General features: G+C 38.5%; 17 protein-coding genes and 1 tRNA gene. 9 read left to right on the top strand and 9 right to left on the bottom strand.

The features are described 5' to 3' along the window. Positions 1 to 12: 12 nt before the first annotated feature. A complete protein-coding gene (locus VB797_RS17845; RefSeq protein WP_416350883.1) occupies positions 13 to 2,067 on the top strand; it encodes a GAF domain-containing protein in 2,055 nt (684 codons plus the stop codon). Further along, a complete protein-coding gene (locus tag VB797_RS17840; protein ID WP_323239066.1) occupies positions 2,064 to 2,627 on the top strand; it encodes an SRPBCC family protein in 564 nt (187 codons plus the stop codon). The genes VB797_RS17845 and VB797_RS17840 overlap by 4 nt, the downstream gene beginning before the upstream one ends. 64 nt (positions 2,628 to 2,691) lie before the next feature. Here the strand turns inward: VB797_RS17840 and VB797_RS17835 are convergent. After that, positions 2,692 to 2,764, bottom strand: a tRNA-Glu gene (locus VB797_RS17835). A 372-nt stretch (positions 2,765 to 3,136) separates the two neighbouring features. Between VB797_RS17835 and VB797_RS17830 the strand changes: the two genes are divergently transcribed. After that, positions 3,137 to 5,056: a cation:proton antiporter gene (locus VB797_RS17830; RefSeq protein WP_323239065.1), complete on the top strand. Its 1,920-nt coding sequence runs from the start codon at positions 3,137 to 3,139 to the stop codon at positions 5,054 to 5,056. On the opposite strand, the gene VB797_RS17825 is transcribed toward VB797_RS17830, so the two are convergent. Together VB797_RS17825 and VB797_RS17820 are read right to left on the bottom strand one after the other, a co-directional pair. Further along, the gene (locus tag VB797_RS17825; RefSeq protein WP_323239064.1) at positions 5,023 to 5,664 is read right to left on the bottom strand and encodes a cytochrome b N-terminal domain-containing protein; all 642 of its coding nucleotides are present in this window, start codon (positions 5,662 to 5,664) and stop codon (positions 5,023 to 5,025) included. The two genes, VB797_RS17830 and VB797_RS17825, sit on opposite strands and share 34 nt — an antisense overlap. Before the next feature lie 83 nt (positions 5,665 to 5,747). Then, entirely contained in the window at positions 5,748 to 6,437 is a 690-nt protein-coding gene (locus tag VB797_RS17820) for a lipase (protein WP_323239063.1), read from the bottom strand. A 629-nt stretch (positions 6,438 to 7,066) separates the two neighbouring features. On the opposite strand from VB797_RS17820, the gene VB797_RS17815 reads away from it, so the two are divergent. Then, entirely contained in the window at positions 7,067 to 8,770 is a 1,704-nt protein-coding gene (locus VB797_RS17815; RefSeq protein WP_323239062.1) for a hypothetical protein, read from the top strand. 576 nt (positions 8,771 to 9,346) lie between these two features. Here VB797_RS17815 and petE read toward each other — a convergent pair. The 6 genes from petE to VB797_RS17785 form a co-directional block, all read right to left on the bottom strand. Further along, positions 9,347 to 9,766 (bottom strand): plastocyanin, encoded by a 420-nt coding sequence (gene petE, locus VB797_RS17810; RefSeq protein WP_323239061.1) that lies wholly within the window; start codon positions 9,764 to 9,766, stop codon positions 9,347 to 9,349. Between the two features lie 151 nt (positions 9,767 to 9,917). Beyond that, positions 9,918 to 10,124, bottom strand: a complete 207-nt coding sequence (locus VB797_RS17805; RefSeq protein WP_323239060.1) for a hypothetical protein — start codon at positions 10,122 to 10,124, stop codon at positions 9,918 to 9,920. Positions 10,125 to 10,320: 196 nt separating this feature from the next. Further along, the gene (gene psbV, locus VB797_RS17800; RefSeq protein WP_323239059.1) at positions 10,321 to 10,812 is read right to left on the bottom strand and encodes a photosystem II cytochrome c-550; all 492 of its coding nucleotides are present in this window, start codon (positions 10,810 to 10,812) and stop codon (positions 10,321 to 10,323) included. A 281-nt stretch (positions 10,813 to 11,093) separates the two neighbouring features. After that, positions 11,094 to 11,930 carry a carbohydrate ABC transporter permease gene (locus VB797_RS17795; RefSeq protein WP_323239058.1) on the bottom strand — a complete coding sequence of 279 codons (837 nt, stop codon included), beginning with the start codon at positions 11,928 to 11,930 and terminating at the stop codon, positions 11,094 to 11,096. Beyond that, positions 11,927 to 12,808, bottom strand: a complete 882-nt coding sequence (locus VB797_RS17790) for a sugar ABC transporter permease (protein WP_323239057.1) — start codon at positions 12,806 to 12,808, stop codon at positions 11,927 to 11,929. Before VB797_RS17790 ends, VB797_RS17795 begins: the two co-directional genes overlap by 4 nt. Before the next feature lie 80 nt (positions 12,809 to 12,888). After that, positions 12,889 to 13,263 carry a hypothetical protein gene (locus tag VB797_RS17785; protein WP_323239056.1) on the bottom strand — a complete coding sequence of 125 codons (375 nt, stop codon included), beginning with the start codon at positions 13,261 to 13,263 and terminating at the stop codon, positions 12,889 to 12,891. 226 nt (positions 13,264 to 13,489) lie between these two features. Here VB797_RS17785 and VB797_RS17780 point away from each other — a divergent pair, with 226 nt between their 5' ends. The 5 genes from VB797_RS17780 (at position 13,490) to VB797_RS17760 (ending at position 19,464) form a co-directional block, all read left to right on the top strand. Then, positions 13,490 to 14,566 (top strand): glutathione S-transferase family protein, encoded by a 1,077-nt coding sequence (locus tag VB797_RS17780; protein WP_323239055.1) that lies wholly within the window; start codon positions 13,490 to 13,492, stop codon positions 14,564 to 14,566. A 255-nt stretch (positions 14,567 to 14,821) separates the two neighbouring features. Next, positions 14,822 to 16,432, top strand: a complete 1,611-nt coding sequence (locus tag VB797_RS17775; RefSeq protein ID WP_323239054.1) for a pentapeptide repeat-containing protein — start codon at positions 14,822 to 14,824, stop codon at positions 16,430 to 16,432. A 40-nt stretch (positions 16,433 to 16,472) separates the two neighbouring features. Then, on the top strand, positions 16,473 to 17,021 hold the full coding sequence (locus VB797_RS17770) for a YqeG family HAD IIIA-type phosphatase (RefSeq protein ID WP_323239053.1): 549 nt from the start codon (positions 16,473 to 16,475) through the stop codon (positions 17,019 to 17,021). A 303-nt stretch (positions 17,022 to 17,324) separates the two neighbouring features. Continuing rightward, positions 17,325 to 18,434: a glutamate 5-kinase gene (gene proB / locus VB797_RS17765; protein ID WP_323239052.1), complete on the top strand. Its 1,110-nt coding sequence runs from the start codon at positions 17,325 to 17,327 to the stop codon at positions 18,432 to 18,434. A gap of 319 nt (positions 18,435 to 18,753) precedes the next feature. Beyond that, positions 18,754 to 19,464, top strand: a complete 711-nt coding sequence (locus VB797_RS17760) for a methyltransferase (protein WP_323239051.1) — start codon at positions 18,754 to 18,756, stop codon at positions 19,462 to 19,464. Positions 19,465 to 19,527: the final 63 nt, after the last annotated feature.

Genomic DNA, 19,527 nt, shown 5'->3' with positions numbered 1-19,527 from the left:
GGTAAAACGACAATGGAGTCATTATCCAAAAGTGTGCCACAAATGAAAAAGCATATAATAACGTCACCGCCCCAGCGCCCGGATGAACAAGAAGAATTGGAAAAATACCACTTTAAGCTGATGCAGCATACTCTTACACCTGCCCATCGGTTGGTATCCGAAATCAATCAGATTATTGCTAGCAGCATACCTACCGATCAGATGCTGCTAGAAATCGCTCAATTAGTAGGAAATGCCTTCAAAGTAGATTATTGTTATCTGCTCACAGACCCAAAAGAAGGAGAACTAACCACTGCTAGTTGGAATGCTCAAGAGAGTTATTTGAGTTTACCGAACCCAAATGAAGCATTTTCAATTGAACAACTAGAATTACCCGTAGTACAGTGTGCTGCTGAACCGTTTACAATTGAGGACATTTCTACAATTCAAGAAAGTTTGGCAATTGGATGTCAAAATTTTCCTTTACCAATAAAAGCCGTACTAGCAATTCCGACTCGCTTTGGTGATGAAAATAATGGCGTAATTAGTCTGATCAAATCCGAACCTTATGAATGGAGTAATTCAGAAAAACAATTGCTCAAAGCAGTCGAGTCTTGCTGTGCGATCGCCTTTGCTCAAGTGGCACAAGCAAGGGTAATTGCTTCTCAAAAACAGCAGGTGCGAAAAAGCGAGCAGCATCAAAGTTTGATTCAGCAACTAACTATACTCAACCGCAGCAATTTGGAATTTAGCCAAATGCTTCAGTTGGTGGTTACTTCTACGGCTGAAGCTTTAGGAGCCGACCGTGGTTTATTAATATTATTAAAATATTCAGACCCTTTATTTAGGATTCGTACAAAAACACAAATTCCCAAAGCTAGAGCGACTGTTGTTAGTGAATGGTGTAGAGAAACGGATTCTTCGCTTTGTGATGAGTTAAAATCTGTTGAGCAATCTTTCTGGCTTGGAGACTGCGGTATATCTCAGCGTGCTTTCAAAGCATCTAAGCCCGTAACTATAAATGACAATTCAGGTAGACGTAAGGACACTTCTACTATTGCTCCGATATTTGTTTTAGATAAGTTGCCAGCAGTAATGCTAATGCCTTTAGAAAGCCAAGGCAAAGTGTTAGGATTTTTAGTATTACAGCAAAGGCAAAGCCGCAATTGGCAAGAAGCTGAATTAAATATTGTCGAAATGGTTTGCGCTCAAATCAGTAATGCGATTATTCAGACGCAAACGTTAAAACAAGTGCAAACTCTTGTAGATGAACGCACCGCTCAGCTACAAAGGAGTTTGGAAGTTCAAGCAAAGCTATACGAAAGAACGCGACAATATGTCCAGCAGTTGCGCGAACTTAACGAACTCAAAGATGAGTTTTTGAGCAATATGAGCGACCGTTTGCGCTATCCTTTAACAAATATGCGAATGGCGTTGCGTAATTTACGTCACCCCGAAATCCAGCCCGACCGTCAAGTAAAGTACTTGGATATTCTGGAACAGGAATGTACTAAGGAAATTAATTTAATTAATGACCTGCTCACACTCCAGAAGTTGGAAACTCATCAAGAACGTCCCCAATTTGAAACAATTGATTTAAATACAAAGATTCAAGATGTAGCAGCATCCTTTGAGCAAAAATTAGCCGAAAAAGGATTGAATATTTCTGTTTGTTTACCTCCCGAACCACTCAAGCTGCAAACTGAAATAGAAAGTTTTGACCGCATCCTGCAAGAATTGCTGACAAATACCTACAAGTATTCCGAACGCGATCGCTCTGTAGAACTGCAAGTTACCCAGCTTCACGAAACACAAGGCAATCAAATACAAATTAAGGTGATCAACGTCGGACGTGGTATATCTGAACAAGAAGCCACTTTCATTTTTGATAAATTCCGTCGGGGCAAAGGTCGATGGACTCCAGGTACCGGCTTGGGATTAGCTTTAGTTAAGTCTTTGATACAGCATCTCAATGGAAAAATAACCGTAGAAAGTGCTTCTATAGAAGATTCCGAGTTAAGCACAATCTGCTTTACTTTAACTTTGCCTCAGTTTTCTGACGATACCGAAGTGAATGAACTTTCATGATTAAAGAACAAAACTCCGCACAATCCGATTCAAACCCCCAAGGGGATAACGGTCAAAATCCAAATTTAGAAGCCGTAACCGTCGAAGTTGAAAAAATTGCCGAACGTCAGCGACAAATTACGGCTAAAATTCAAATTCCTCATCCAGTAGAAACAGTTTGGCAAGTACTAACCGATTACCAAGCTTTATCTGAGTTTATTCCTAGCCTTGCTTCTTCGCGAAAACTAGAGCATCCTGATGGGGGAATTCGTTTAGAACAAATCGGTTCGCAACGTTTACTACGACTTAATTTTTCAGCACGAGTCGTTCTAGATTTGGAAGAATCTTTTCCAGATGCAATTAATTTCCAAATGGTAGAGGGAGATTTTAAAGATTTTAGCGGTAGCTGGCGTTTAAATAGCTGCGTTTTAGATAGTAAGACTGGCACGATGCTTTGTTATACGGTTAAAGTATGGCCTAAATTAACTATGCCAATCAGAATCATTGAGCCTCGTCTTTCTCAAGATATGCAATCCAATCTTTTAGCAGTCCGCCAACGTGTAGAAGAATTAGCCAGTTAGCAAAAAAGGTAGAACATATAGAATCTACCTTGACAAAATTATATTTAATTATTTTAACTGAAAATACCCCCAAGGGAATTCGAATCCCTGTCGCCTCCGTGAAAGGGAGGTGTCCTAGGCCTCTAGACGATGGGGGCATAGGTTTGAACTTTTATTAATTTAACGAATTAGTGGGGAAATGTCAATACTTTCAACCAAAATAATATTGATAAGTAGTTAACCCTTCCCTGCTCCCTACTCCCTCCCTGTTAATAACTCACCGCCATATTGCTGAGTGCAGGTTAAAGTGGGTAAATAGTTTGAGGCTGTTGTTTCCTAAAATGTTCTTTAAAAAAACGAATGGGTTTGGGGCGATTGTACAAAGTTTAGCAAAATGCTGTATCATAACCAACTTAGGAAAAAATTAACATTTCGACAAAAAATGAGGTGTACGAACCTTTTATTTATCGAGTTTAATATTTACTATTCTTAACAAAAGATTTTGAAAAACACGGGTCAAAATCTCCAATATGGAAGCATCTTTTGACATCACCCTGCAAATGGTGATTGCTGTCGTTGCAGGCATCAGCGCCCAAGTGCTAGCTGCTTACCTGAAAGTACCTAGCATTGTTTTTTTACTGCTATTCGGTATTTTTCTCGGATCTGATGGCATTGGGTTATTACATCCCCATTTGTTAGGCATTGGATTAGAAGTAATTGTTGCTCTAGCAACGGCAATAATCTTATTTGAGGGCGGACTGGACTTAGAATTGCGAGAACTGGGCAGAGTTTCGACTAGCCTGCAATTGCTCGTAACTTTAGGAACCTTAATTACATTAATGGGTGGAAGTATGGCGGCTCATTGGCTGGGAGAATTTCCTTGGCCAATTGCTTTTCTCTACGCTTCAATTGTGGTAGTTACAGGTCCAACAGTAGTAAGTCCACTATTGAAGCAAATAAAAGTAGACCGGCAAGTAGCAACGCTTTTGGAAGGGGAAGGCATTTTGATCGACCCCGTAGGAGCAATACTGGCTGTTGTAGTTCTCGATACTATTTTGAATGGCGATGCCGACCCGTTTAGCGCGATCGCAGGTTTGGTAGTGCGCTTGGGTATCGGTGCTTTTATTGGTGCTGCTGGGGGCTGGCTGCTAAGTTTATTTTTTAAACGAGCCAATATTTTGTCATTTGAACTGAAAAATCTCGTAGTGCTGGCTTCAGTATGGGGCTTGTTTACTTTGGCGCAGATGATTCGCAGTGAATCGGGATTAATGACAACAGTAATGGCAGGAGCAGTATTTGCCAATTCGTCCGTACCAGATGAACGTTTGTTACGCCACTTCAAAGGTCAGCTTACGATTCTTTGTATCTCGGTATTATTTATCTTATTAGCGGCTGACTTGTCTATTGCCAGCGTGTTTGCTTTAGGCTGGGGTAGTTTATTTACCGTATTGGCGCTGATGTTCATCGTGCGACCGATAAATATTCTTTTATGTACCTGGAATAGCGACCTGAACTGGAGACAGAAACTGTTTCTCAGTTGGGTTGCACCAAGAGGTATTGTTTCAGCATCTGTGGCTTCATTGTTCGGAATTTTACTGACGCAGCGGGGTATAAATGGTGGCGATGCGATCAAGGCCTTGGTATTTTTGACAATTTTGATGACAGTTTTTTGTCAAGGACTAACCGCAGGCTGGGTTGCTAAGTTACTGCAAATTACTTCAAAAGAAGCAACTGGAGCAGTAATTGTTGGCTGCAATCCTTTAAGTTTACTAATTGCTCGCTTCTTTCAAGAACGCGGCGAGGATGTAGTCATGATTGATACAGACCCGGAAGCAAGTCAGCAAGCACAAGCAAGAAATCTCCGAGTTTTGACTAGCAGTGCTTTAGATGCCAATGTCCTAGAAGAAGCTGGACTTGATTCTGTAGGCACTTTTCTGGCTATGACTAAAAATGGTGAAGTTAATTTTGTTTTAGCTCAACGAGCCGCAGAAGAATTTGATCCACCGCGTGTTTTAGCAGTTTTCCCCCGCGACCCTCAAGCCGGAACCCAAAATAATAGCAAAGTTTTACAAGCTTTTCTTCCAGACTTCAAAATTAAAATTTGGAATCAACATCTTGATGACGAACAAATAAAACTAGGAAGTATGACCTTGAAAGATCCTGGTTTTTCCTTGCAAAAAATTCAGTTACAAGCATTAATCCGAACTGGGGACTTACTACCGCTATTTGTAGAAAGAGACGACAAAATCAACATTATGGCTGCCAGCGAAACTTGGCAAGTTGGCGATCGCCTAATCTACTTATTGCATGACCCCAGACCGGATCTGCTCAAACGATTGTCTGGTGGACACCAATCAACTCGTCTTTCTTTAGAAAATTTACCAGAAGTAGAAGAAATTCCCATTGGGAGGTTATCTCAACTTTCTGCTACCGATGCTCCAACACCTTGAATTAATTCTTGCGGTGTGCTGACTTGTTTTTCAACCCACAGCACACTAAATAAATGTACTATCGCCAAAATTATTGCAGCAGTAGAGAGAATATAGCTGTGTATGGTATAAAGTCTCTGAACGGTCAAGGTACTAACACCACTACCACCAGTCAGAATTTCTCTTAACTGCTCGCCGATCAGAGGAATAGCTTCAATAGTTCCTAGCTCAATATTAAAGCGCCAAAATCCAACTTGATCCCAACCCAAAATCATCGAAGTCCAACTTAATCCAATTACAGATAAAGTCAAGAAGATTCCACTCACCCAAGCTGTATACCAACTTTTAGTAAATTTTCTGCCTAAGAACATCACCACAATCTGAATCAAGGCAACAATAATTACTCCATTGCCCGCAAGATTGTGAGCTTTACGGAATAACCAACCGTACTGAATTTCTTCAGTTATCACCTTTAATGACTGATAAGCCCTGCCGGAAGCTGGTTCGTAATAAATAGACAGTAAAATTCCAGTCGTCGCGGCAATCAAAGTCAAGGTAATAATTACTACCGACAAAATCGTTGCCGTCCGCCGCATCACCGTTTCAAATCGGCTTTCTTGTAAAACCATAAAACCTTCCTTTTTCAGGAAATACCTATTTTTATTACGATTTTAACTAAGAAATATTAACTTTTGACAAAAAGAATATACAGTTATGCTAAGTATTTTACCCAACTTTGCATTGATTCTGGCGAACCATACCAAATTTTAGGGCTTCTCGGAGAATGCATTACACCTTCAAGGACTAAATTTTTTGCACCATTTAAATGAGCAGCTTCGATGGGTGTAATTCCATCTCCCCAAGTGTTACCGTTACCACAAGTTAACTTGTAGCTATTGAAGGCTAACCAATTTCCCAATCGTCTTTGTCCGAAAATTGTTTTTCCCGCCACACATACGTAACGGACTTTTTCGTGAAATGCTCCGGGATAATTATTATTTACAAAATCCAGATTTGAGCGAGTCCATCGCTCCAAACTTGTATGAGGTGTACCTAAAGTAATTAGAGTTGCAACCTGGGAATGTCCTTGCCATGTTAACTTTGGGCTGCGTTTGCCATAGGGGACTTCTCCCAAATAGATACGCGATATCCAACCTCCTGCGGAGTGAGCGATCAAATTAACTTGAGAAACACCAACTTGTTGTAATATGCTTTTTACCGTGTAGTCTAATTGCTGCAAAATCGGAACTACAGAGCTTCCTCCCAAAGTTGCTATCCAGTCTCGTCTTTGTAGCGGTACCGTGACTGTAGGAAAACCAATATTTTGCAATAATTTTTCTAAGCTATAGTAAGCTTCAGCGCTTTCAAAAAAACCAGGTAAAATAACTGTAGGTAATGACATTTACTTGCTTAGAGTAACGAGATTTAATGGGTAAAACTTGCGAAAAAATTTAAATGTATAACTTATACGTAAGTAAATAGTGAAATTGGTATTATGTAAACATTGCTAGTGGATGAATATAATCTATAATTAATGATTATTTCAGCTTTACTTTTTGAAAGTATTTTTTGAAATACAGCTTTAGCTAAAAATTGGTAAATTAATGCTTGCCGTATTATTCTGCTTTACAAATGCTCGCAGGAACGACAATTCAAATGATAAAAAACTAAAAACTTCCGGAATCTCGCCAATAAATTGTAAAAAAATAGATATAACCTATAGCCATAGTTAGTATATTTACCTAAACAATCTATTTCCGTCAAACTTAAAAATACAGTTTTAAAAATGATGGTTTTCAAAGTCCTCTATCGGCAAACATCACTTCTGAGTACAATCGGTTTTCATTAATACGGGATACCGCCTGTACAAACAATCCTGTTATGATGGGATTTGCGGTAGGAAGTTATGATTTGCAAAGAGACTGCATCTGTGAGGGCTTACTTTAATCAAATCATTAATTGCCTGAAAATATTGCCAGATAGATTAAATTGCTAGTCAACCGCAACCAAGCCAAGTGAGCGATAATAGCCATGTCTTACGTCTCAGTATTCAAAAATATACCCGAATTTTTAAGCCAACCAGCCGGAATAGCAGCCATAGCCTCTGTCGGCATTCATGGTGCTATTGCTTTTATACTGCCTTTAATGCCTGTTGACTCGAAAGTAAACCAAAAAGCATCCCCTGAAAGTGTCGGGATAATGGAATTATCTCAGGCAGAACAAAGTAGATTACCCCAAAAGAATAGTCCTCAAATTGCCGGTTTACCCCAGGTTCCTCTACAGTCGGCAATTCCTCTACCGAACTTTGCGGTTCAGCCAACTCCTTTAAATCAACTACCACCTAGTCCCGATTCCACAAAGATGTTAATACCATCTTTACCTACATCGTCGGCTAATCCAAATATCTCGTCTTTACCCAGAAGTCAGTCTTTACCAGTACTTCCTCAACCCAATTTCGACTCTTCATTTAATGTCAAAGCAAAATCTGACGGTTCATATCGTCGTTTCAATCAAGACATAGAATTGGGAAGTTCGGCAGGGTCTACGAAAATGAGATCTATACCAAGACCATCTTCAAATTACAATTTGCCCGACATACCTCCAATACAATCGGCACCATTACCTCCCGAACTTACTGGAAATCCAGCACCACTAACCCTTCCTGCGACATCGTATAACGATCAAGTGGCGATCAATTCGCAAATTAACCAAGATATTAGTAATAATGGGGCTGTAACTCAACCAAGAAGCGTTAACCCCCAAGATTTTGTTGCTCCGGTTAACATGAATATTCCAAAACCGGGTGATGACTTAACATTAGCTGGACAAAGTTTACAGCAATGGGGACAATCTGGTACCCAACGAATTGAGTTACCAAATCAGCCATCATCAGCCACCCCAAACACAAATATTTCACCTCAAGATACAAGAACTTTAACTCTCGCAAAACAGTTTCAAGAAGTTAGGGAACGCTATCCCAACTCTGAAATTAAACAGCCAATTTCCGAGGTACTCAAAGCAAAGCCCGGAAAAGAAGGCAAAATCGAGGGTACCTTAGTTATTGATTCTGAAGGGAAAGCTGATTATTTAAAATTTGTCGATCGCTCAGTTTCTTCCGATCTTCAAAAAGAAACCAGAAATTATTTTAGGAAGTATTTCAAGGAAAATCCCATCCGTAGAAATGGGAAAGCTAAAGTATACGCCTTTACCCTTGATTTTAAATCCGATGCGACCGATACTGCGGACTTATCTAAGCCCCAAGAAAAAATAGTTGACCGTTTGCGTTCATCTAAAGAAGGTGAAGTGCAAATAAACCAGCAACCATCTAAACTTGATATATCTAGAAGTTCGGTTCCTGTAAAAATTGATGCCCAACCATCTCCTAGTACAGTAGTTGTTCCTACTATAACTTCAGCCCCGGTTACACCTAAGCCTGCTGTTGAGATTAGAACTAAGAAACCCGCATCTGCATCCGAAAATAAGCAGCCAGCGTTAGAAGTGCGACTCAGAAATAACCAGCAAATGCCGCCGGTTCCAGGAAGATCGAAACCCCAGGCACGAGTTGATATTAAGGAGCCTGCACCACAAGCTACTTCTAAGCCATCAATTGCAAACCGGCTCCGAGATGGTAAAGAGGATTCTCAATCAGAAGATAGCAAAAAAGCGTCTAATTCAGCTAAGAAGCTAATCCAACAGTTGCGTGAAATTAAGGAACAACGAGATAATTCTAAGTAAGTCCTAGTATTTCACCACATTAATTTTGCGGGGTAAGGGTAGTGCGACGCTGCGCGAATCTGCGCTTACGCACACGCTGGTTGCTTTTAGCTTGCTGGTTGTAACGAGCGACCAAGATGGTCGCACTACAAATTTATTACCTATCAGAACTAATGAAACGCACTATTAGTACTTGACCACATAAGTTATGAGGGTTTGGGGTAGTGCGAGCGTCCCGCTCGCTAGTTAATAGGAGGGAGCGGGACGCTCCCACTACCAATATCTTACCCATCAAAATTAATGTGGTGGAATATTAGTAGTCCTTTTCATTAATTTTGACGGCTTGCATTTCAGTCCTATTTATAGGACTTTCGCTATTAGACGGGGGTTGAAAACCACCGGCAGGTTATGATAAAAACCAGTCAAATTTAATGCAATAGACCATTAGTACCCACCACATTAATTTTGAATATTAGACCGATTAATTGAAATAGAGACCTAGCACTGCTACGTCTCTATATTTTTATCTCTTAAGATAAATGTTGGCTATTTTACCCTTTATAGTTAGATCGAGGATAAAATCTGCTTTCTTAAGGATTAGCCTTCAACAACAACTTTGCCAACCATACCAGCACCACGGTGAGGTTCGCAGTAGAAAGTATATTCCCCAGCAGGTGCATCAGCTGGAATGGTGGTTGTAAATTCTTGTCCCGGACTCATCATTAACTGCTTGTGAGATAACCCTTTAGCTAAATCCGCACTTTTCGCAGGGTTTTGATTAGCATCGAATACAACGTTATGTGGAGGAACTTTATTGTTAACCCACTTAATGGTGTCACCGGGTTGAACTGATAACTTCGATGGCTCAAATGCCAGCATTCCTTTATCGCTACCTAATTTAACGGTATATGTTTCAGCCGCAGCACTAGGAGCAAAAGCCGCAAAGCTGCTGACAACTAACAACATAGTCAAAGCGGCTAAACCCAAACGTCTTAAAGTGGACGCAATCAATCTCATTGCTTTCTCCTAACAACAGTTTAAAATTTATGTTTCTTCCATTTTAAATAAAATTGCGCCCAAATATGACAACTTGTCATATATAAATTTTTGTAAATTTTTTGCTCCTAAAGAGCGCGATTTAAATTAATTGTGTTAAACGCTAGATGATTTATTCGCCAATCCCGAAAGTATCAGTTCCCCAACCGGGAGCCTTTTTTGCAGCAGTAAGAACAAACGCAGCTAAACTTTTAATTTGTTGTTGAGATAATATATTGGGCGTAATTTCACGGCACCAAAAAGTTTCTTCGCTACCATCATAGGTCATCGGCTGCCGCATATAAGAAACCAAAGCATTGAAAGGGCTGGGGATTAGCACCTTTGAGAGTTTCTAAAGCCAAAGATTTTAGAGGATTGGGTCATGTCGAACCTCCAACATGGCAATTTATGCAGCTATCTTTAAATTATCTTTTATCAAACAGTTACTAGCCCATAGCCAGCTTTCTTAAAATTGAAATACCAACTATAGACTAATAACTAAGATTTATTATTCACTACTTAATCAAAAAAGATATTTAGTAGTAAATCTTACCACCGCCCCATTTTTGACCGACAATCTTAGGTTGTAACAGAATATGACCGGCGATCGCTTCCAAATCTTCATCGGTTAAATTTCGCATTTCCGTGAAAATATCCGCACTTTTGATACTGGGGTGCAATTCAGAAATTTCCACTTCTCCATCATAGGTAGTGGGATTTTTCATATAGTCCACCAAACCTTGGATATTATCGCGGGATGGGGTTGCTAATGCCAAAGCTTCGGGGTCTAATCCTACGTTTTGGTTTGTCTTGGTTACACCACCAGCATGACACTGAGCGCAAGCATAATTGAATAAGCGTTTACCTTCTTTAACTTCTTTTAAGTTCAGTACATAAGTATCGCCTTGTTCGTTCAACGGTACCGATCGAGTCGCTTCGTCGAGTTCTACAGAGTAAGCGCTACCTACAAACAATTGAAAACTTAGCAATACACAAGCGGCAAAAATGCCAATTGATCTTATTATCATGTTTCCCCTCAAAAATTTTAATGCTCAACACAGCAATATTAGCGATGCTTAATTTCTTATTGATAAGGCAGGCAAAACTCATAATGATTTTTAACTCAGACAATAAGATTAAGTCGCTGTAATACAATTATCACTCCAAGCGTGCAATTTGTTGCCCAAAGTACTGTTTGAAGTTGTAAAGAGAGGGAATGGGGGGATGGGGGATGGGGGATGGGGGGACAAGGGGAGAAATAACTCTTAACTATTCAATCTAAAATCTAAAATCTAAAATCTAAAATTTCTTATCCTTTAGTTCCTGTGAAGGAGACGCTTTGAATAAAGTAGCGGTTGAAGAAAGCGTAAATGAGTAGAACTGGTAGGGTGAAAACCATTGAAGCTGCCATAATATAGTTCCAGTAGCTGATATATTGACCTTTGAAGCTGTTGAGTCCGAGAGGTAGGGTAAACATTTCTGGGTCAAATAAAATCACTACGGGGAGCAAAAAATTATTCCAGCTACTCATAAAGATAAATACTGCTTGGGCTGCTAGCGCTGGTTTTGCTAGGGGAAGTACAATATGACGGAAAATTCCAAAGGTATTTAAACCATCTATTGCGGCAGCTTCTTCTAATTCTTGAGGAAAATTAACAAAAAACTGCCGCATCATAAAAATAAATGTGGCGTTTACCATGTTGGGAATAATCATCCCTTGGTAAGAGTTTAACCAACCGAAAGTTTTTAAAATTAAAAATGTGGGGATGAGTGTAACTTGTATTGGTACTGCTAGCACTGCCAAAATCAGGAAGAACCAAAAGCGTTTACCCCGAAATTGCAGCCTTGCTAAAGCGTAACCCGCCATTGAGTTGAATAATAAATTTAAGATAGTAACTGCGATCGCAATTATGACGCTGTTGAAAAACCAACGTATAAATAATGGTTCTTCTATAAAGATTTGTTTGTAATTATCAAGGGTAAAATTCTTTGGTAGAAAGTTAGGTTCCCCAGCTATAATCTCTGTTAAGGGCTTAAATGATGCCGAAAGCGCCCATAAAAAAGGAATTAAAGTAATAATTGCGTACAGTGTTAAAACTGAGTAAAGCAGTATCTTTAACCACGAAAGGTTCCAGATTTTGTTCAAATTTCGCCTCCAAATCGCCGCCCAATTAAGGTTATCGTGACAATTATCGCTGCTAAGAGGAAAGCTATAGCCGCTGCATATCCCATTTGCAAGTTACTAAATACCGCTTGATATATCAATAAAACAATGGTTAAAGTAGCGTTATTCGGTCCACCAGTACCTTTAGAAAAGATATAAGATTGGTCAAATAGTTGAAAAGTACCAATGATTCCCATTGCTACGACAAAAAAGGTAACGGGGTTGAGCAAGGGAATAGTGATATTAATAAATTTGTGCCATCCATTCGCACCGTCTAATTCTGCTGCTTCATAGAGGTATTCAGGTATATCTTGTAAAGCTGCTAGATAAATGACCATGAAAAACGGTGCTGTTGACCAGATGTTCATAATCATAATAGCAATGAGTGCAACTGCGGGGTCTCCCAACCAGTTATATGTAGGGAATCGGATTAAACTCAAAAAATCATTTAGCAGTCCATTGGTGTTGTAGATCCACATGAAAATCAGCGTCAAGACTGCCGAAGAAGTAACTGTGGGTAAAAAGAAAAGAACCCTCCACCAGCTTTTACCGCGAATCCCAGAATTAAGAGAAACTGCTAAGAATAAAGCTAAGATAGTTTGTGAAGGTACTACAATTGCCACGTATTCGGCTGTATTTTTAAGGGCAATCCAAACCCGTTCGTCTTCCACTAACTGAGTGAAATTACGAAAACCTACAAATTCGTATTCAATATCGCCCAGAAGCTGCACTTTTTGTAAAGAAAGAAATACAGCGTAAATTATCGGTAGAACCACAAAAATACCCAAAACCAAAATAGTTGGTGCAATAAAAAGATATCCAGCCAAATTTTCTGTTAGACGACTTTTGGTTTTGGGCATGGTGTATAAGGGATAGTTAAGACTACCGGAGTTATGAGTTAATCATTAATTATCTCTCTCCTTGTCTCCCCGTCTGTTATCTAGTAAAACGAACGATTTTGTAATTCTGCTTGGGGTGTAAAGCCTTTTTGTTGCAAGCAAGTTTTGAATGCAATTTCTGAGTCGCTTAATTGGGGGGTATCTGTAACGTCAAATATCCTTTCTAACTGATCGTTTTTCATTTCTGATAACGCATTAGCGATTCGATTGCCTGCATCTTGATTTTGAATGGTTAGTTTGGCAGGTAAGCAAGCGGCGATCGCCTGAATGCGTTTGCTGTCATTAGTAGATAGTGCTGGAGTACTGGTAATAGCTGCTTGGGCTTGCGGTACAACTGCCAACCAAAGTGCGATCGCGATTAAACTGCTTAAAACAGTTGCTGTTAGTTGTTTTAAGATATTATTGAATAAATTCATGATTGGTTTCTCTAACTTAATGTAATTTTTGCTCGTTTATTCACTTAACTTTAAAGCAAATAATATCCAATAACAGATAACTATGTTTAACTAATTTTTACTTCCATCTAAGTAAAGATTGTTACATATGTCTATAGGAATAGTTTCCAGAAAATATTTTGTTGGCATTTGCGGTCATATATATTGTTTGATTTTTTATTTGAAATTTAATTTAGGGTATATTAAAATGTCACCACCGATAGCTTCCCCCGAAAAAGTTCTAAATCAGAAAAACCCTGAAAAATCTACTTCTAAAGTTAAGAAAAAAGGTAAATCCTTGCCTTCAGGTTTAATTATTAAGCTCGGAAAATTTGTTTGGACTACTATGTGGCAAATAATGATGTCCAAGCTTGCACCAAGTAATCAGAAAGGAGAATATATTCGTCCTTCAAGTCAGTTTCGCAATTCTATCGGTGGGTTAGAAAAAAATTATCAACCAGAATCGGGACGTTATCTTTTATATGTTGGTTTAGGATGTCCTTGGGCGCATCGAACTTTAGTAGTTAGAGCCTTAAAAGGACTTGAAGATGCTGTGGAAGTGTCGATTGTGTATCCTTCACCCGATCAAGGAATCTGGGTTTTAAATAATCCGTCAGATGGTTGTCGAACTGTTCCGGAATTATATCAAGTTGCACAACCGGCTTATCAAGGACGTTGTACGGTTCCGGTGTTGTGGGATAAGCAAACAAAAACGATAGTTAATAACGAAAGTGCTGAGATTATCGTTATATTAAATTCTCAATTAAACGAATTTGCTAGTAATTCCCAGCTTGATCTTTACCCGGAAGAATTAAAGGAAGAAATAGAACAATGGAACGAAAAAATATATCATGCTGTAAATAACGGCGTTTATCGCTGCGGTTTTGCTCAAACTCAGGAAGCTTATAATAAATGTTGCGATGAACTATTTACTGTTTTAGATGAGATTGATCGAGCATTAGAAAATAATAGATACTTATGTGGTGAAAAGTTAACCTTAGCAGACGTGCGTTTATTCACTACTTTGTTTCGGTTTGATATAGTCTATTACAGTTTATTCAAATGCAATCGCCGCAGAATTGTGGATTATAAGAATTTAGGGGCTTATCTACGCGATTTGTATCAGCTTCCAGGAGTAGCTGAAACTTGCGATTTAGAAAGCATCAAGCGGGATTATTATGGAAATTTGTTTCCGCTAAATCCGGGAGGTATAATTCCTAGCGGTCCCGATATTTCTAATATGAAGGAACCTCATAATCGAGAGAAGGTTGGAAATAGGGAATAGGGAATAGGGAATAGGGAATAGGTAATGGGTAATGGGTAATGGGTAATGGGTAATGGGTAATGAAAAATCCTAAAGCGCAAAAATAATCAAAATTCAACTATTGTCTAACTGTTACCTGATTTTTGAGATTTAATGGATAACTAGTATAGAATCATAAATGCAAATTCTATTTGTAAGTAAATCAACACACACTTTACCAAAAAATATATTACCTTTGTTGGGTGCCTGGGTGGAAATGTAGGAAAATTTTAAGGAATGGATGGATTATCTTTTTCTTGGGGAAGAAGGATTATAGCTGTTTGTGTACGTGTATTGCTTGCTTTAACTATTGCTTTTGCAGTAATACTATTAGTTTACCGATTTGAAAACTGGTCATCTGTTAATTGTGATAATCCGAAATCAGTTTGTTCTCAAGTCTTTTCGGTAGTTCAAGTAAAATACGTTCAGGGCTTCAGTATATTAACCGCAGCGTTTTTATATGTTTTAGAAAGTCCAGAACGATTAAGAACCAGAATATACGAAGCATGGCAAGTTATTGATAATGCAGCAGCAGCAAAAGTTTCAACTAGCTATGCGAGAATTAGAGCCTTAGAATTTTTGAAAGATTACGGTATTTCTTTAGAAAGACTAAATCTTGAACAAACGGATTTACAACAAATAAATCTCAGTCAAGTCAATTTGAAAAGTGCAAACCTTTGCTGTGCTGACCTTAGAGAAGCTAAGCTTAAGGGTACTAACCTTTGTTTTGCCAACCTTAACGATGCTGATATCAGTAAGGCAATTTTAAAAGGTGCTAAATTGAACAATGCTAACCTTGAAGGTGCAAATTTAAATAGCGCAGACCTTAGAGGTGTAAATTTTAGCAGTGCCAACTTGAGAAGTACTAGTCTTAGAGGTGCATTTTTAGAAAATGCTATTTTTAAAGATGCCGATCTTAAAGGTAGTTTATATAACGAAAATACTAAATTTCCTGAAGATTTTAACCCCGATGATTATCAAATGTACCGCATTTCTGCCGATGCCAATTTAAAGGATGCTAATCTGAGGGATACTAACCTTACCGACGCAAATCTTAAAAGTGCAGATTTGACTAATGCAGACCTGAGAAATGCAGATCTTAGAGGTGTAGATCTAAAAGATGCCAAACTTATTGGTGCTAATCTCAGGGGTGCTGACCTTAGAGATGCGAAACTAGCTGGAGCGCAATTTAAAGGCAGTTTGTACAACGAAAAAACTAAATTTTCTGCAAATTTTACACCTGGGAATCATCAGATGTACCTGATTTCTCCGAATGCGAACCTCCAAGATGCTGATTTAGCTAATGCTCATCTTAGTGGAGCGCATCTCACTATTGCTAACTTGAGAGATACTAATTTATCTCGTGCGAATCTGCGAGGTTCCAATCTAAGCGATGCAGACCTTAGAGGTGCTAATTTGACTAGTGCGAATCTTAGAGGTACTAACTTAATTCGTGCAGACCTCAGAGGAGCATATTTTAAAGGTTGTTTCTACGATGAAAAAACTAAATTTCCTCAAAATTTCTCGATTAATGCTTTTAAAGCTTACTTAATTTCTGCTGGTGCTAATCTTAGCGATGCAAATCTTCGGTATGCAAACCTTAGAGATGCAGAACTGAGTAGTGCGGATTTAACGAATGCAAAATTGAATAGTGCCGACCTCAGAAGCGCAAATCTTAGTAATGCTAACCTTGATGGTGCCAATATTAGAAATGCTAACCTGAACGGGACTAATTTAACTAATGCCCAAAACTTGACTCCAGAACAAGTTAAATCGGCTGCTAATTGGGATAAAGCGATATATGATCAAGATTTTCTGGTAGTACTGGGTTTACCATTGGAAGAATAAGACTATTAATTATCAGTTATTAATTTCTGAAATATTGGTTATGAATTGGAATCGACTTTTGCAGCCGGATTTAATTTTAGAAGGTTCTATATTAAATCTGACACCAGAAATTATTCAGCAATATAAGCTTAAAGGGTTAGTTTTAGATGTTGATGAAACTTTGGTTCCCATAACTACAGCTTTCGCTTCTAATGAGCTGCTTGAGTGGGTGAATCAAATTCGTCCTTTGGTAAAAATTTGGTTGGTAAGTAACAACATTAGCGAAAATCGAATCGGTTCTATTGCTCGTTCGCTCGACTTACCTTACTATCTGGGTGCAGTTAAACCCTCAAGACGCAAAATTAGACAAGCACTCCAGCAAATGGACTTACCCGCGCATCAGGTAGCAATGGTTGGCGATCGCCTTTTTACTGATGTCGTTGTCGGTAATCGTTTGGATATGTTTTCGATCTTGGTTGAACCCATTGTTCATCCCGATACTGCGATGCGTTCTCACCCCATACGTAATTTTGAAGTGCTGATATCGGAAATTCTGGGAGCTTCGATTACTCCTAAGAAACGTAGAGTCAGAAATCCCGACAAAACTTGATCGTCAAAAATCTAAAAAAATCATAAAAAAATCGGGCTAAATTATCCAAAGGTGTAAGTATATATATAGATAAATAAATCGGAGTCAGCTTAATAAAGACTCTGAACATAATAAGATAATACGTAATTGTAAAGCGTCAACCTTCACTTTTAGAGGGATTGGCGCTTTATACTTTTAAATATTTGTTACAAATACGATAACTATAATATTGTCTTCTATTTGGGGACAATTTTTTGTTTGTACTAAGGACTTTAATCCTTAAAATGAGGGCTGAAGCCCTTACTACAAACTAAGGAATAAAAAATGAGTAAAATAATAGTTGTTAAAATCGGTACTTCTAGTTTAACTAGACCAGAAACCGGACATTTAGCACTTTCTACAATTGCGAGTTTGGCTGAAACTCTTTGTGGTTTGAGACGGAATAATTATAAAGTAATTTTAGTTTCTTCTGGTGCTGTAGGTGTAGGCTGTGCGCGATTGGGTTTAAACGAACGTCCCAAAGCAATTAGTGTAAAACAAGCAGTTGCAGCGGTGGGACAAGGACGCTTAATGCGGGTTTATGATGATTTTTTTACTAGTTTACAACAGCCTATAGCCCAGGTTTTACTGACTCGCACTGACTTAGTGCAACGCAGTCGCTATCTGAATATTTACAATACTTTTCAGGAATTATTAAAACTAGACGTTATTCCAATAGTCAACGAAAACGATACTGTGGCGGTCGAAGAATTAAAGTTCGGTGATAATGATACTTTATCAGCTTTAGTGGCTAGTTTGGTACGTGCAGATTGGTTATTTTTGCTTACAGATGTAGATCGACTTTATTCAGCTGACCCTAGAAGGGTACCCGATGCTCGACCTATATCTTTAGTCAGCAGCATTGAAGAACTGACTCAATTACAGGTAGATACAGGTTCATCCGGTTCGCAGTGGGGTACGGGCGGGATGACAACAAAAATTTCGGCTGCAAGAATTGCTACCGCTGCTGGCGTTAGAGCAGTAATTACCGAAGGTAAACAACCCTCGAATATAGAAAAAATTTTGCAAGGTGAATCTATCGGTACGCAGTTTGCACCGCAACCCGAACCAACCTCAGCCCGCAAACGTTGGATAGCATACGGATTAATGCCAGAAGGTAAATTATATTTGGATGCAGGTGCTGCGATCGCAATTTCTGGTGAGGGAAAATCACTGTTAGCTGCGGGAATTACAGCATTAGAAGGAGAATTCGAGCAAAACGAAGCCGTGCAATTGTGCAATAAAGATGGTAAAGAAATTGCCCGTGGGGTAGTTAATTATAGTAGTCGCGAACTTAAAAAAATCCGGGGACGACGTTCGAGTGAAATCCCGGAAATTTTAGGTTACGAAGGTGTAGAAACAGTCGTACATCGGGATAATTTGGTATTGATTTAATAGTTTTGATTTAAGAATTTAGCTATAACTTTTTTTTATTTTGGCTCCAAGATTTCAAAAAGTTAAGCTATCTTTAAGCTTTGGTTTCGTCTAATTTATCAATTCAATTTTTAATAAAAACAGTTAAAGATATACTCTTAAAAGATTGTATAACCCATAGGGTGCAATCTAGCAAGTGTCTTCTTAAGGAGATTTAGGAACAATGTTGAATAGAATCCTTAAGTTTCTTCACTAATGTATATATACAACTTACTTGGGGTAGATGTGAATGTAACTAAGGAAAGATTAAATTAACTTTTATATCTTCTTAACAGATCCAATGCTTACTCAAAAAACTTTAAAAGATGTATTTTATTGTCCGGAAGAATCTGAATTCTACTCTAGGTGCATCAAAGAATTAGTGCTGAAACAATGCAATAAATCTGAAATTATTGTCGAATTTGGTGCTGGTGATGGTATTCCAGCGATCAAATCTTTACTTGAAACGAAATTTAAAGGTAAAATATATGGATTTGAATTAAATGATTCAGCTTATGAAGTGGCTGAATCCAACGTTCGTAAACACGAATTAGACAGTAAATACATAGTCAAAAACCAAAGTTTTTTTAGTTCGCAGATACCAAATGCTGAGTATCTGATCTCAAACCCGCCATATCTCCCTGCAATAGATAATAATATTTATCAGCCGTTATTGCACGGTGGTATCGATGGTTCAGAAATTGCCAGAAAGCTTTTGTCTTTAAGTTATGAAAATGTGTTGCTGATGGTGTCTAGCTATTCTAATCCGCAAAGCTTGATTGAATATGCGAAATCGAATGGTTATTCTACTGGGAATTTTATCATTTCGCCTTTAAAATTTGGCTATTATAGCTGCGAACCAAAAGTAAAAAGTACGATTTTGGAAATGCAAGAACAAGGTCTGGCTTTTTATTCAGAAAACATCTATCTTTTAGCTGGAGTTTTGTTTACCCGCAATCAAGTAGCAGTTGATTTATCTTCCGAGCTAATTCAGATAATGACTTCTTTGTGAAAGAGAGTAGGGAGTAGGGAGTAGGGAGTAGGGAGTAGGGAGTAGGGAGTTAGGAGTTAGGAG

The sequence above is a fragment of the Rivularia sp. UHCC 0363 genome, assembly GCF_034931125.1.
Lineage (GTDB): Bacteria > Cyanobacteriota > Cyanobacteriia > Cyanobacteriales > Nostocaceae > Rivularia.
Note: the sequence above shows the minus strand (reverse complement) of the source record. Positions and strands in the feature narration are given on the sequence as shown.

What these genes read in the sequence shown, in the direction of transcription:
- petE (WP_323239061.1), bottom strand. Translation starts at nt 9,766, where the DNA reads ATGAGATTGATTGCGTCCACTTTAAGACGTTTGGGTTTAGCCGCTTTG.
- VB797_RS17815 (WP_323239062.1), top strand. Translation starts at nt 7,067, where the DNA reads ATGTCTTACGTCTCAGTATTCAAAAATATACCCGAATTTTTAAGCCAA.
- VB797_RS17770 (WP_323239053.1), top strand. Translation starts at nt 16,473, where the DNA reads ATGAATTGGAATCGACTTTTGCAGCCGGATTTAATTTTAGAAGGTTCT.
- VB797_RS17790 (WP_323239057.1), bottom strand. Translation starts at nt 12,808, where the DNA reads ATGCCCAAAACCAAAAGTCGTCTAACAGAAAATTTGGCTGGATATCTT.
- VB797_RS17825 (WP_323239064.1), bottom strand. Translation starts at nt 5,664, where the DNA reads ATGGTTTTACAAGAAAGCCGATTTGAAACGGTGATGCGGCGGACGGCA.
- VB797_RS17760 (WP_323239051.1), top strand. Translation starts at nt 18,754, where the DNA reads ATGCTTACTCAAAAAACTTTAAAAGATGTATTTTATTGTCCGGAAGAA.
- VB797_RS17840 (WP_323239066.1), top strand. Translation starts at nt 2,064, where the DNA reads ATGATTAAAGAACAAAACTCCGCACAATCCGATTCAAACCCCCAAGGG.
- VB797_RS17785 (WP_323239056.1), bottom strand. Translation starts at nt 13,263, where the DNA reads ATGAATTTATTCAATAATATCTTAAAACAACTAACAGCAACTGTTTTA.
- VB797_RS17780 (WP_323239055.1), top strand. Translation starts at nt 13,490, where the DNA reads ATGTCACCACCGATAGCTTCCCCCGAAAAAGTTCTAAATCAGAAAAAC.
- proB (WP_323239052.1), top strand. Translation starts at nt 17,325, where the DNA reads ATGAGTAAAATAATAGTTGTTAAAATCGGTACTTCTAGTTTAACTAGA.
- VB797_RS17775 (WP_323239054.1), top strand. Translation starts at nt 14,822, where the DNA reads ATGGATGGATTATCTTTTTCTTGGGGAAGAAGGATTATAGCTGTTTGT.
- VB797_RS17820 (WP_323239063.1), bottom strand. Translation starts at nt 6,437, where the DNA reads ATGTCATTACCTACAGTTATTTTACCTGGTTTTTTTGAAAGCGCTGAA.
- VB797_RS17845 (WP_416350883.1), top strand. Translation starts at nt 13, where the DNA reads ATGGAGTCATTATCCAAAAGTGTGCCACAAATGAAAAAGCATATAATA.
- VB797_RS17830 (WP_323239065.1), top strand. Translation starts at nt 3,137, where the DNA reads ATGGAAGCATCTTTTGACATCACCCTGCAAATGGTGATTGCTGTCGTT.
- psbV (WP_323239059.1), bottom strand. Translation starts at nt 10,812, where the DNA reads ATGATAATAAGATCAATTGGCATTTTTGCCGCTTGTGTATTGCTAAGT.